The sequence below is a fragment of the Massilia sp. Root133 genome, assembly GCF_001426525.1.
Lineage (GTDB): Bacteria > Pseudomonadota > Gammaproteobacteria > Burkholderiales > Burkholderiaceae_D > Telluria > Telluria orientalis.
This window is the reverse complement of record NZ_LMEW01000012.1, coordinates 188629-201724: the sequence shown is the minus strand read 5'-3', so window position 1 is coordinate 201724 and position 13096 is coordinate 188629. Positions and strand designations below refer to the sequence as shown.

General features: G+C 68.0%; 7 protein-coding genes and 1 tRNA gene. 5 read left to right on the top strand and 3 right to left on the bottom strand.

From position 1 onward, the window contains the following. Positions 1-153: 153 nt before the first annotated feature. Together ybgF and ASD28_RS11550 are read left to right on the top strand one after the other, a co-directional pair. Positions 154-915, top strand: a complete 762-nt coding sequence (gene ybgF, locus ASD28_RS11555) for a tol-pal system protein YbgF (RefSeq protein WP_056128372.1) — start codon at positions 154-156, stop codon at positions 913-915. A gap of 46 nt (positions 916-961) precedes the next feature. Beyond that, positions 962-1037: transfer RNA gene (locus ASD28_RS11550), tRNA-Lys, on the top strand. Between the two features lie 67 nt (positions 1038-1104). On the opposite strand, the gene ASD28_RS11545 is transcribed toward ASD28_RS11550, so the two are convergent. Continuing rightward, positions 1105-1623: a lytic transglycosylase domain-containing protein gene (locus ASD28_RS11545; RefSeq protein ID WP_056127284.1), complete on the bottom strand. Its 519-nt coding sequence runs from the start codon at positions 1621-1623 to the stop codon at positions 1105-1107. Positions 1624-1793: 170 nt separating this feature from the next. On the opposite strand from ASD28_RS11545, the gene ASD28_RS11540 reads away from it, so the two are divergent. Beyond that, positions 1794-2807: a 5'-nucleotidase gene (locus tag ASD28_RS11540; protein WP_056127281.1), complete on the top strand. Its 1014-nt coding sequence runs from the start codon at positions 1794-1796 to the stop codon at positions 2805-2807. Here ASD28_RS11540 and pbpC read toward each other — a convergent pair. Together pbpC and ASD28_RS11530 are read right to left on the bottom strand one after the other, a co-directional pair. Continuing rightward, on the bottom strand, positions 2717-4900 hold the full coding sequence (gene pbpC / locus ASD28_RS11535) for a penicillin-binding protein 1C (protein ID WP_082577441.1): 2184 nt from the start codon (positions 4898-4900) through the stop codon (positions 2717-2719). The genes ASD28_RS11540 and pbpC overlap by 91 nt on opposite strands. Further along, complete coding sequence (locus tag ASD28_RS11530; protein ID WP_056127278.1) at positions 4900-10623, bottom strand: alpha-2-macroglobulin; 5724 nt, start codon at positions 10621-10623, stop codon at positions 4900-4902. Before ASD28_RS11530 ends, pbpC begins: the two co-directional genes overlap by 1 nt. A gap of 162 nt (positions 10624-10785) precedes the next feature. Here ASD28_RS11530 and ASD28_RS11525 point away from each other — a divergent pair, with 162 nt between their 5' ends. Next, positions 10786-12186: an L-cystine transporter gene (locus ASD28_RS11525; RefSeq protein ID WP_056128369.1), complete on the top strand. Its 1401-nt coding sequence runs from the start codon at positions 10786-10788 to the stop codon at positions 12184-12186. Between the two features lie 143 nt (positions 12187-12329). Next, positions 12330-13094, top strand: coding sequence for a histidine phosphatase family protein (locus tag ASD28_RS11520; protein WP_056128366.1), 765 nt, complete (start codon positions 12330-12332; stop codon positions 13092-13094). Positions 13095-13096: the final 2 nt, after the last annotated feature.

The window sequence follows — 13096 nt, the reverse complement described above, 5'->3', positions numbered from 1 at the left end:
CCTGAGAGCTGGCGCTCCCGGCAGATTTGACAGCGGGGCGGGATGCAGTGCAGACTGCATCCCGCCCCGTTTCCATTTGGATTCCCTGGGAGCGTCGACAAACCTGCTCGCGACGGTTTTTCGAGGCTCCCTTTAAGTTTAGAAAGAGTCATGATGATCAAACTGTCCCAGTTCCGCCTCGCCGCCGTCGCCCTCGCCCTGACCGCCTGGCTGCCCCTGCAGGCAAACGCCGGCCTGCTCGACGACGATGAAGCCCGCAAGGCGATACTCGACCTGCGCGCCAAGGTCGATGCACTGGCACGCGACATCAACGCCCGCGTCGACACGAAGGCCGACAAATCGATCGGCGTCGACATGCTGAACCAGCACGAACAGACCATGCAGGAAATCTCGCGCCTGCGCGGCCAGGTCGAAGTCCTCGCCAACGAGATCGCCAACGTCCAGAAGAACCAGAAAGACCTGTACGCCGATCTCGACGCCCGCGTCAAGAAACTCGAACCGCGCCAGGAAACGATCGACGGCCAGACCGCCGAAGTCCTGCCGTCCGAAAAGAAAACCTACGACGGCGCGATGGACCTGTTCAAATCGGGCGACTACAAGGCCGCCGCCGGCGCCCTGCAGGAGTTCGTGCGCCGCTTCCCCGACTCGGCCTATGCCGCCAATGCCCAATACTGGCTCGGCAACGCCTATTACGCGCAGCGCGACTACAAGAACGCGATCGCCGCCCAGGAAGCCGTCGTCGCCAACTACGGCACGAGCGCGAAGGCCCCGGACGCCATGCTCAACATCGCCTCCAGCTATACTGAGCTGAAGGACAAGAAAAATGCCAAGAAGGCCCTGCAGCAGCTCGTGTCGAAGTTCCCGGACTCGGCCGCCGCGCAAGCAGCCAAGGACCGGCTGGCGGCGCTGAAGTAAGCCGTTTGACACGACCGCAGTTTCCCCCTATAATCTTGCTTCTTTCGGGTCGTTAGCTCAGTTGGTAGAGCAGCGGACTTTTAATCCGTTGGTCGCTGGTTCGAGCCCAGCACGGCCTACCAGAATTCAGCAGTAGCAAAGCAAGGCGTTACGAGTGATCGTGACGCCTTTTTTGTTTCTGCGCTCCGCTCATGCTGTCATCGCACGCAGCGCCCCGATGTCGTCCGGATCGCGTTCCAGGCGCTCCGCCGCCGCACGGATCTTGCGGTAATAGACCCCGTTCCGCACGCCGCGATAATCCATGTACGCTTCCACGATCGGGTCTGCCCGCTTTTCGCGCCTGGCCCGGTCGATCAACGCCTGCAGATAGCGCGTCCCCATCTGAATATTGGTGGCCTCGTCGATGAACGCCGGACTCGCGTGAAACGCATCCGCCTCCGCATACAGCGCCGCCTCGGCGCAGCGCTGAGACGTTGGCTTGCACAGGTTATCGAGCCGGAACAGTTCGCGGTTCGCCACCTTCAGCAACTGCATCAAACCCCGCGCGCTGCTGCCCGCCGGCTGGGCGCAAGAGTCGAAGCGCGATTCCATGTAGATCTGGCAGACGATCAGCTCGTCCGGCACGCAGGAGCGGTTGTTCTCGTGCACGAGCCGGCGGATCTCGCGCAGGCGCGCGAGGGGTTCGGTGCACACCATCTGGTCGGCCATGTCGTCACCTGTCTCGTTACGTCATGCGCTTCATGGTCTTACCCGTACCGCATGCGTCGTTTGCGCTCGCTCAGGCGGGGTGATCGATTGAACTCAAGTATCCTTCAACCCTGACCGCGATAATTTCCGTTTGGAATGCTCCCGTTCCGCCACCAAGGAATCCGACCGCCATGCCTCCCCTCGACCTTTCCGATACCCTCGTGGTCGGCATCTCCGCCACCGCCCTGTTCGACCTGGCGGAAGCCGACGCCATCTACAAAGCCAGATCCATCAAGAATCCCCAGAGCGCACTGGAGGAATATCGCGCCTACATGCTGGAGCGCGAGAACGAACCGCTGCGCGACGGCACCGGCATGGCGCTCGTGCGCGCCCTGCTCGGCCTGAACCGCTATGCGCCGTTCGAGGCGAAGCCGCTCGTCGAAGTCGTCGTCATGTCGCGCAACAGCCCCGAGACCGGCGTGCGCGTGTTCAACAACATCCGGTCGCGCGGCCTGCCGATTTCGCGCCATGCGTTCACCGGCGGCGAGTCGGTCGTCGATTACCTGGACGCCTTCGCCGTCGACCTGTTCCTGACGACGAATGTCGAAGACGCCCAGCGCGTGATCGATGCGCAGGCCTGTGCCGCCGCGGTGTTGAAACCGCCGCCGCACGCGGCCGAGGCGCCGCCGGAAGACCAGGTGCGCATCGCCTTCGACGGCGATGCCGTGCTGTTCGACGACTCCAGTGAACTGGTCTACAAGACCGAGGGCCTCGACCGCTTCCACACGATCGAGGACGAGAAGCAGAACGAACCGATGCAGGACGGTCCGTATGCGATCCTGCTGCGCCGGCTCGCACGCCTGCAGGAACGGCTGCCGTTCGGCGCCGACGTGTCGCCCGTACGGATCGCGATCGTGACGGCGCGCAGCGCGCCGGCCGAGATGCGGGTCATCAATACCCTGCGCCACTGGGGCGTGTACGTGAACGAGATCTTCTTCCTCGGCGGCGTGCCGAAGTCGAAGGTCGTCAAGGCATTCCGCGCGCACCTGTTCTTCGACGACCAGGACCTGCACCTGGATCCGGCCGCGCGCCACGTCCCATCCGGACGCGTGCCCTACCGCTCGGACTCGCCGCTGTTCACGCCGTTGCCGCTCGACCTGATCGCGGAACCGCCGGTGCTGGTCGAAAAAGTCGAAGCCAGCTGACCGGGAGCCGCCGCTCCGCGCACCTCGAACCGGGCGGCAGCGACCGCCCGGCCATCCTCTCCCACAAGCTTCAGTTCATGCTCGCCCGCCAGCGGCGCCCATGTGGCGCCCCGATCGGCCGGGCCGGCATCCGTACCATCGAGTTCCCAGCGCAGGCCCGCGCCGCCGTAGGCACGCAAGCTCACGCGCTGCAGCGGTGCCGGGATGTCCGGATCGAGTGCGATGACACTGTCCGCGGCCGGATACACGATGCGCGGCGCGCGCTTCGCCGGCGGCAGCATCTCGACCAGCGCGACTTCCGTGCCGCGCACGAACCATTCGCTGCGCTCGGGCTCCACGGCCGGCGCGAAGCGGACCGTCTGGCGCACGACACCAGGCGGCGCGGCGGGCGGCCTGCTCGGGCGGTCGCGGTGCAGGTAGTCCATCACGTCGCGCCACGCGGGCGCCGCGCCGGCCACGCCGGACACGTCCCACATCGAGCGGCCGTCGAAATTCCCGACCCACACGCCGACCGTGTAGCGGTCCGAAAAGCCCACGCACCAGTTGTCGCGCATGTCCTTGCTGGTGCCCGTCTTGACGGCGCTCCAGAACCCGGTGGCGAGTTCGTTGGAGAGGCCGAACGTCGTGCTGCGGGCCGCGCGGTCGGACAGGATGTCGGCCACGATGAAGCTGGCGCGCGCATCCAGCACCCGCCGTTTGCCGTCCTGCACGCCGCCGTTCGCCAAGGTGCGATAGGCCTGCGCGAGTTCCAGCAGGCTGACGTCGCCCGAGCCCAGCGCCAGCGACCAGCCGTAGAACTCCGGCGCCTCGGTAAGACTCGTGATGCCGAGCGCGCGCAGGCGCTCGTGAAAGCGTTCGAGCCCGGTCAGCATCAGCGTGCGCACCGCCGGCACGTTCAGCGAGCCGGCAAGGCTCGTGCGCACCGACGCCGCATCGCGGTACTGGTGGTCGTAGTTCTGCGGCACGTACAGGCCGCCGACGGTCGGGATGTCGACGGGCGTGTCGTCCAGCAGCGACGCCGCCGTCAACTGCCCCCGTTCCAGCGCCAGCTCGTATAAAAACGGCTTCAGCGTGGACCCGGCCTGGCGCAGCGCCGTCACGCCATCCACTTCGCCGGCACCGCCGTTCGCGACATAAGCCAGCACGTCGCCGCTGGCGTTGTCGATGACGATCACGGCGCCGTCGCCGACGTTGCGTTCGGCCAGTTCGGCGAGGTGGCGGCGCAGCGTAGCGACGGCAAAGCGCTGCAAGCTTGCGTCGAGGGTGCTGCGCACCACGCTGCCCGAACTGGAGCCCACTGCGCCGCCGAGGCGGCGCACGAACTGCGGCGTCACACCCGTCGGCGCGGATGCCGGCGCGGATGCGGTGCGCGCGAACGCCGCGTCGACTTCCCACTCGATGGCCGCGCAATCCGTGCGCGGTTCGAGCTCACCCGCGAGCTCGCGTGCGAGCGCGCAGGCGCGCTTCGCGACCGTCCGCGGCGGCGCCGTCGGCGCGCGCAACAGGCTCGCGAGGATCGCGGCCTCGCCCGCGTCCAGCCCGGACGGCGCCTTGCCGAACAGGTTGCGCGCGGCGGCGCCGATGCCTTGCAGCTCGCCGCGATAGCTGGCCAGGTTCAGGTAGGCTTCCAGGATCTGGCGCTTGTTCCAGCCGGCTTCCAGTTCGCGCGCGGCGAGCGCCTGGTCCCATTTGCGCGCCCACGTGCGGCCCTTCGACCGCGGCGCCAGCTTCGGATCGAGCAGGCCCGCGAGCTGCATCGTGATCGTCGATGCGCCGCGCGTGCGCTGCTGGCCGAACAGGTTGTCCCATGCAGCCTTGCCGATGGCCTGGAAGTCGATGCCGCCGTGTTCCATGAAGCGCTGGTCCTCGGCCTGCAGCACGGCGCGGCCGAGCGTCGGCGAGATGTCGTCCAGCGCCACCCAGCCGAGCCGCCTGCCCGCCATGTCCACGCGCACCGTGGCGAGGATCTCGCCGTGGCGGTCGAGCAGGGTCGTGTCGGATGAGCGCCACGCCGCCTTCACTTCCTGCGGCGTCGGCACGGCGGCATGTACCGTCAACGCCACCAGCAGCAGAAGCCAGGCCAGGATCTTCATCACTGCACCGTCATCCCCGCGTTCGGCACTTCGCCGAACATCTCCGGCGCGTACATGGCTTCCACGCGCGTGGTCGGCAGCGCGAAGCGGCCCTCGTTGTTCAGCCGCACCGTGTACTCGACGGTGAAGCGGCCCTTCGGCACCCATTCGTAGTACGCGCGGTAGCCGGTGTGCAGGCGCTCCTCGAACGCCGGCCACGTCCAGCCGGTGCGGCGTTCGCCGGCCGTCGCGATCTGCGAATCGCGGCCCAGGCCCGATCCGAGCACGCTGGCACCGGCCGGGATCGGATCGTCGACGACGACCCACGTCATGTCCGACTGCGCATCGATGTCGAGATGGACGCGGTAGACGTCCCCGCGCGACCACGTGCCCTTGACCTTCTGCTCGACCGGCGTGACGGTGCGCGCGATGCGATAGCCGGACGACAGCGGGGCCTTCAACGGCACGGCCGCCAGGCTCTGGACCGTCGCCCATGGCTTGCCGCTGCCCAGCTGGCGCATGGTCAAGGTGCCGCGGCCCTGCGGCCAGGCCTGCAGCACGGTCGCGGGCACGGTCCCGGTCCAGCTGACGGGTTTTGCATCCGCGCCCGTGACGACGAGGTTCGCGCTGCCCGTCACCGGCTCGCGCTCGTAGGTCTCGGAGAAGCGCTCGAGCGCGACGGTGCCCCAGGCGTTGGCCGTCGTCGTGTCCCAGTGGCCGTGCTGCTGGCGGCCGAGGGCGCCGCGCGCGAGGCGGCCGGCGTCGACCTTCCACGCGGGATCGTCCAGCGTCGCCAGCAGCAGGCGGTTGGCGTTCACGTCGACGGACGTCATGAGCCACCACCAGCCATCCGCGCGCTCGGTCGAAAAGCCCATCGTCGTGCCTTGCAGGTTCAGGCGCGCGCGCAGGATCTGGCCGGCCTGCGCCAGGCGCTGGTCGCGCTGCGGCAGCGCCGGCGTGCGTTTCAGGATCAGATACCAGTCGATGACGGCGGACGTGGGCCACAAGTTCGGCTGGACCTCGATCGAATCCAGCATGGCCGGCTGCACCTCCGTGTCGCGCGACAGCGCTTCCAGCGCCGCCAGCTTGCGCACGGCCAGTTCGCCCGTCGCGCGGCCGTTGCCGCGCACGATCTTCCCTTCGACGAACGCGGCGAGGCCCGCCTCCATGCGGCCGCGCAGCTCGTCCGGGATCGCGTAGCCCGCTTCATGCGTCACCGACAGCACATAGGCCGTGAGCACGTCGCTGCCCTGGTCCATCGGTGCGAAATACTTCACCAGGCCATCGCCGTCCAGGTGCGACGGCAAGGTCGCGACGACCGTATCCCACATCGCCTTGTCCTGCAGCGCCACCGCACGCGATGTGCGCTGTTCGAAGCACGTGTACGGATAGGCCGTCATGTAGTCGCGCACGCCCGGCAGGTCGCTGCCGAGGCGCGCCTGCAGGGTCGTGCGGATGCCGCCGCGGCCCGGCAGCGCATCGGCCGGACGCTCGACGGGCATCGTCTTCGTGCCGTCGATCTGCACGAGCGTCGCCTGCAGGGTGCGCACCGGCACGGCGACGTTCACCTGTTGCGTGACGCGCATGCGGTCGCTCGCGCCCTCGCCTGCCGCCGCCACGTCCCACTGCAGCCTCGATGCCCCTGCCGGCACCGCGTAATCCCAGCCCGCTTCGCGCGATTCGCCCGGCGCGAGCACGATGTCCTGGCGCGGCAGCGCCTGCGCCTTGCCGCCATCCGCGGTCACGCCGGCGTCCAGGCGGATGGCCAGCTGCCGGTCGGACGCGTTGCGCAGCGTGAACCCGGCGCGCAGGCGGTCTCCTTCGCGCACCTGCGGCGGCAGGCCGGAGACGAGCATCAGGTCCTGCGACGTGCGGATGTCCGTGCCGCCCGCGCCGAACCGGCCCGCGCCGCTGCTCGCGACGGCTACGATGCGGAAGGACGTCAGCGAATCGTTCAACGGCACGTCGACCTTCGCCTCGCCGTTCGCATCGAGGACGACCTTGCCCTTCCACAGCAGCAGCGTCTCGAACAACTCGCGCCCGGCGCCGCGGCCGCCGCCCCCGCCGTGCGGGAACGCCTTGCGGCCGAAGTGGCGCTTGCCGACGACCTGCATCTGTGCCGTCGACGTCTCCACCTGCAGGCTGCGCTCGTGCATCATCGTCTCGAGCAAATTCCAGCTCGTGTTGGGCATCAGTTCGAGCAGGCCGGCATCGACGGCGGCCACGGCGACTTCCGTACCGGCCGCCGGCCGCGTGCCGTCCGGGTCGCGCACGCGGATCGTGACCTGCGCACGCTCGCGCACCTTGTACACGGGTTTATCGGCCGCGACGTCGACCTTCAGTTCGTGCCCCTTCCAGCCTACGCGGAGCGGCGCGATCCCGAGTTTATAAGCGGGCTTGCCCAGGTCGACGAGCGCCGTCGGCTGCACGCCCGCCACGCGCCCGCGCACGACGAGAGCCGACACGAACACGTTAGGCGCATAGCTCGCTTTTACGGGAATCGAAATCGTCTGGTCGCGGCCGGACAGGCGCCGCACGTACGTGTCGAGGATGCCCTCGCGCTCGACGGTCACGAGCACGGTCGCCCGGCGGAACGGGCTGCGCACCTGGAAGCGTGCCTGCTCGCCCGGTTCGTAGCGCTTCTGCGCCGGCAGCAGGTCGATGCGGTCGTGGTCCGCGTTCGCGAACCACTGTTCCTCATCGCCCGCCACGTACACCTCGCGATGGGTGGCCGCCACGCGTTGCTGCGGATCGGTCGCTCGAGCGCGCAGGATCAGGTCGCCGTCGACGGGCGCCTTCACGTCGCACAGGAGCAGGCCGCGCGCGTCCGTCGTGCCGCTGCACGCTTCGCTGATGCGCTTGATCTCGGCGCTGTGCTCATAGGCGTAAAAGCCGCCGACGAGACGGCGCCGGTGCGAATAGGTCGCCCGCTTGAGCAGGTCGACCGTCATCGGCACGTTCGCCACCGGCTTGCCGGCGACGTCCAGCACGACGGTCTGGAATTTCAGCGCATCGCGGCGCAGCAGCCAGCCATCGGGCTTGATGCCGACAACGTACGCGGATGGCCACAGCGGCACGCGCGTGGAGACCGTCAATGTTTCGCCGTTGGCGTCCTGGTACGACAACTCGGCCAGCAGGCTTTTCGGGCGCTCGATCGCCGGCAGCTTGTCGACGACGATGCGCGCCCCGCCCGCGCGGTCGAGCTGCAGGCTTTGCGTGCGCGCGACTTCCTGGCCGGGCGTGCCTTCCGATTCCGCCTCTTCCTCGCCCTCGCTACCCTGGTCGACGACGCCTTCGCGCACGTCGCCCGCCCCCAGCGCGAACTCGTCGTAGTCGGCGAACTGCACGCCGGTGTCCTGCACGACGCTGCGCAGTTTCACCGGCGCCAGGCCCGCGGGACCGCCCGACAGATAACTCACCTGCGCATCGAGCGTGACGGCCTGCGGCGCCACGGCGGGATGCTTCGGCCCCGCCAGTTGCGCCTTCATCGTCGGCACGCGGAATTGCTCGACACGGAAATCGCCCGCCACCTGGCCGCCGATCAGCACGTCGTACACGCCGAGCTTCGCTTCCGCCGGGATCGCCCACTCGCCCTCGGCGCTGCCGTTCGCATCCCAGCGCAGGGAAAACTCGACTTTCTCGCCGCTGCCCTGGTGGACGAGGAAGCCGCGCGCGGGCAACGCCGTCTTGTCCGTGCCGAGTTCCTGCGCGCGCCAGTCGCGGACTTCTTTCGGCGCCGGGTCCTTCGCGCGCACGAAGGCGAAACCCTGCTGCGTGCGGCGGCGCAGGTAGTGCTTCATGTGGACGGTCTCGCCGGCGCGCAGCAGGGTGCGGTCGAACACGGTGGCGACGATGCGGCTGTCCTCGTCGCGGCTGCCCGTGGGCAGGTTGAAGCGCCACGCCTCGATGCCCTGCTGCCAGTCGGACAGGGTGAACGTGAAGTCGTCGCCGCGCGCGGCCGTCACGACGTAGATGTCGCCCTCCTTGCAGCGGGCATGCGGCAGCGCCTGGCGGATGCGCGCGATGCCGGCGGCGTCCGTCGTGCCGGTCCACAGCAGCCGCGCGCCGCAATCGCGCACTTCGACGCGCGCGCCCGCGACGGGCTGCCCCTTGTCGAGCGACGTCACCCACACGAGCGACGATTGCGCGCCGAGCTTGAAATGCGCGGCCAGATTCGTGACGAGGGCCGCGCTGCGCACGTACGCGGTGCGTCTTTTCGGATCCAGCGCGGCGCCCAGGCGCGGGCTTTCCAGTTCGACCGCGTAGAAGCCGGGCTGGCGCAGCGGGATGCCGATCACTTCGAACGCGCGCCGGCCGAGCGGTTTCGGGAGCGTGAAGCGCTGCAGCGCGTCTGCCTTGGCGCCCTTGAAGATCGACACCTTCAGCTGGTCGCCTTCCGGCTGGCCGGGATTCAGGCCGCCGTGCGGCCCCGCGACCTTGCGCAGCCACGTGAGCACGTCGGCCGTGCGGCTGGCGTCGAGGCGCATGGCGATGCCGTTAGTCGTGTGCATGCGGCCGGCGAGCTGCGCCTCGACGTTGCGCACGGTGACGGGCAGCAGGCGGTCGCCGTTTGCCTCGATGATGCCGAACGGCGCCGCGAACTTGACGAGCGGCGGCTGCTCGCCCGTGCGCACGGCCAGCGGGAAGCGGCCCGCATTGACGAGGGACCGGCCCGCATCGTCGCGCAAGTCGGCCGGCAGGTGCAGGGTGAATCTTGCCTGTTCCGGGAACGGCCCGGGCACGCTGGCCTGGCCCACGAAGTCCGGCGTCCGTCCGCCTTCCTTGTCGATGCGCGCCGGCCAGCGCTTGCCGCCCGGTCCTTCCAGATACACCCTGGCCGCGTCGGCCGCGCGCACGGGCGCGCTGAAGTCCACGCGCATCGGCTGGAACGGAATGCATTGGGACCGCGCGTTGACTTTCTCGCAGTTGAAGCGGGCCGTGAAATCGGCGCGCGTCTTGAACGAGAGCGTCTGGTCTTCGGCCGTCGCGATGCCGTTCGGCGCAGCCACGCCGGCGCCCCAGACGAGGGCGACTTCCGCATTCGACGGCAACGTGCGACGGCATTGCAGCACGACGATGCGGGCCAGGCGGCCGGCCTTGTCGTCGGCGCGCAGTTGCGCGTCCGTGTACGGTCCGATGTCTTCCTTGCCGCGGTCCGCGACGACGACTTGCCGGACGAACCAGCGGTCGGTGCGCAACACCTGTTCGCGCTGCGCGCCCTGTACCAGGGTCACTCCGATCTTGTCGCTGGCGCCGTCCGCGCGGCACCACGCCTGTTTCAGGATGCTGTCGGCCGACGCGGGCGCGGACAGCGCGAGCACGAAGGCCTGTTTCTCGTCGATGCCGGACGCGCCTTCATGCGGCAGCGTTTCCAGCACGGCCGGACCGCCCGTGGCGACGGTGAATGCCTGTGCCCCCGCCAGCGGCTGTCCGGCCAGGTCGCGCACGCCGGCTTTCAGCGTGAAGCGGCAGCTCGTGGCGCCCGGCAGGTCGCGTTCGAAATCGTAGCTCCACGTCTGCGCATCGACCCAGCGGCCGCTGCCCGGCACGGCGCACGCGACGTCGAACGGGGTCTCGGCGCGCAAATCGCCGAACGCCACCATCGGCTGCGAGAACCGCGCGACAGCCTGGCGCACGCGCCGCACCTGCCCTTCGGGCGAAAAGCCGGACACGGTGGTCTGCGCCCACGCGCCCGACCAACAGCACAACAAGACGAAGCACAGCAGGCGGCGCAGGACGACCATGGGTTCTCCGGGAGATGGCGGACGGACGACGGCTGAGTGTTGCAAACTCGGCTTGCAGTGTCAACAACGTTTAACAATTAGCAACGCAATGTGGCGGTCATGCAAACCTGCATGATTGGATATAAAATGCGGCTCTTATATTTCCTGTACGCATATAAGATCATGAGTCTCCCCCTGATCCTGAACCTGGCCATCGCCCTGGCCGCCTGCGGCCTGCTGTATGTGATGCAGCAACGCCATCTGTCCTTCACGAAACGCGTGTTCACGGGCCTCGGCCTGGGCATCGTCCTCGGCGCGGCGTTCCAGGCGTTCTACGGCAACGGTTCACAGGTCATTGCACAGACGAATGCGTATCTCGACATCGTCGGCACCGGCTACGTCAAACTGCTGCAGATGATCATCATGCCACTGATCATGGTGTCGATCATCCAGGCCATCCTCAAGCTGCGCGACGCGTCGTCGCTCGGCAAGATCAGTGCGCTGACGATCGGCACGCTGATGGTCACGACGGCCATCGCGGCCACGATCGGCATCCTGATGGCCAAGCTGTACGGTCTGTCCGCCGTCGGCCTGACGTCGAGCGCGGCCGAAGTCGCGCGCGGCCATTATTTAGAGGGCAAACTGGCCACGGCGCAGGACGTGTCGCTGCCGACCATGATCCTGTCGTTCATTCCCGAGAATCCCTTCCTCGACATGACGGGCGCGCGCAAGACGTCGACGATCGCCGTCGTCCTGTTCTCGATCTTCCTGGGCGTGTCCGCGACGGGCATCGCCGCCAAGAAGCCGGACGTGTTCGAGAAATTCAGCGAATTCGTGCACGTGGCCCACGTGATCGTGATGCGCATGGTGACGCTCGTGCTGCGCCTCACCCCGTTCGGCGTGTTCGCCCTCATCACGCAGGTGCTGGCGAGCTCCAGCGTGCAGGACATCCTCAAGCTGATCGGCTTCGTGGCCGCATCGTACAGCGCCCTGATCCTCATGTTCGGCGTGCACCTGCTGATCATCGCGGCCGTGGGCCTGAACCCGGGCCGCTACGTGAAAAAGATCTTCCCCGTGCTCGCCTTCGCGTTCACGTCGCGCACGTCGGCCGGCTCGATCCCGATGAGCGTGCAGACGCAGACCGCGCGTCTCGGCACGCCGGAAGGCATCGCCAACTTCGCCGCGTCGTTCGGCTCGATGATGGGCCAGAACGGCTGCGCCGGCATCTATCCGGCGATGCTCGCCGTCATGATCGCGCCCACCGTCGGCATCGATCCGTTCACGAGCAGCTTCCTGCTGCCCCTGATCGGCATCGTCACCATCGGCTCCGTCGGCGTGGCCGGCGTGGGCGGCGGCGCCACGTTCGCCGCGCTGATCGTGCTGTCGGCGCTGAACCTGCCCGTGGCGCTGGCGGGCCTCCTGATTTCCATCGAGCCACTGATCGACATGGGCCGTACCGCGCTCAACGTCAGCGGGTCCATCACGGCCGGCACGTTCGCCAGCCGCGTGCTCGGCCAGACCGACATGGCCGTGTTCGACAGCGACGCCGAGGTCAACCTCGACAGCGAGGAGCAAGTAGCGTAAAGGTGATGTAAAACCTTTCTCCTGTTCACGTAAGAGCCCGCCTACACGTCGTTTTGGCACACGTTTTCGTCCGGAATCGTGCGCGGAAATCCCGCCGAATCCGTCTATGATCGCGTCATGTCAAAATCACAAACGGTCGGATGATGGATCAGAAGTGGCCACAGGAAATCTGGCTCGTCAGGCACGGGCAAAGCGCGGGTAATGTCGCGCGCGATGCCGCCGAAGCCGCGGCTGGCCTGCTCATCGACATCGCCGAGCGCGACGTCGACGTGCCCCTGTCGGAGCTGGGCGTGCGCCAGTCGCAGGCCCTGTCGAGCTGGTTCGCGGCGCTGCCGCCCGACGGCCAGCCGAACGTCGTGCTGCATTCGCCCTACGTGCGCGCGGCCGAGACCGCCAATATCCTGATGCAGCGCCTGAACCGCGACGAGTTGCTCGCCGTCCACGCCGACGAGCGCCTGCGCGAAAAGGAGTTCGGCATCCTCGACCGCCTGACGGTGCGCGGTATCGCCGAGAAATATCCCGAGCTGCATGAGCAACGCCACCACGTCGGCAAGTTCTATTTCCGCCCGCCCGGCGGCGAGAGCTGGTGCGACGTCATCCTGCGCCTGCGCAGCGTCCTCGACACGATGACGCGCGAGTACCCGCGCGAACGCGTGCTGATCGTCGCGCACCAGGTCATCGTCAACTGCTTCCGCTACCTGATCGAGCGGATGGACGAGGCGACGATCCTCGAGCAGGACCGCGCCGGCGACGTGCCGAACTGCTCCGTCACGTCCTACGCGTTCGATCCCACGCTGGGCAAGCGCGGCAAGCTGGCCGTCCGCCTGGTCAATTTCGTCGCCCCGCTCGAAGCCACCGGCACGCCGGTCACGGTCGCCAAAGACCAGCCCACCGCCGCCAAGGCCTGAGG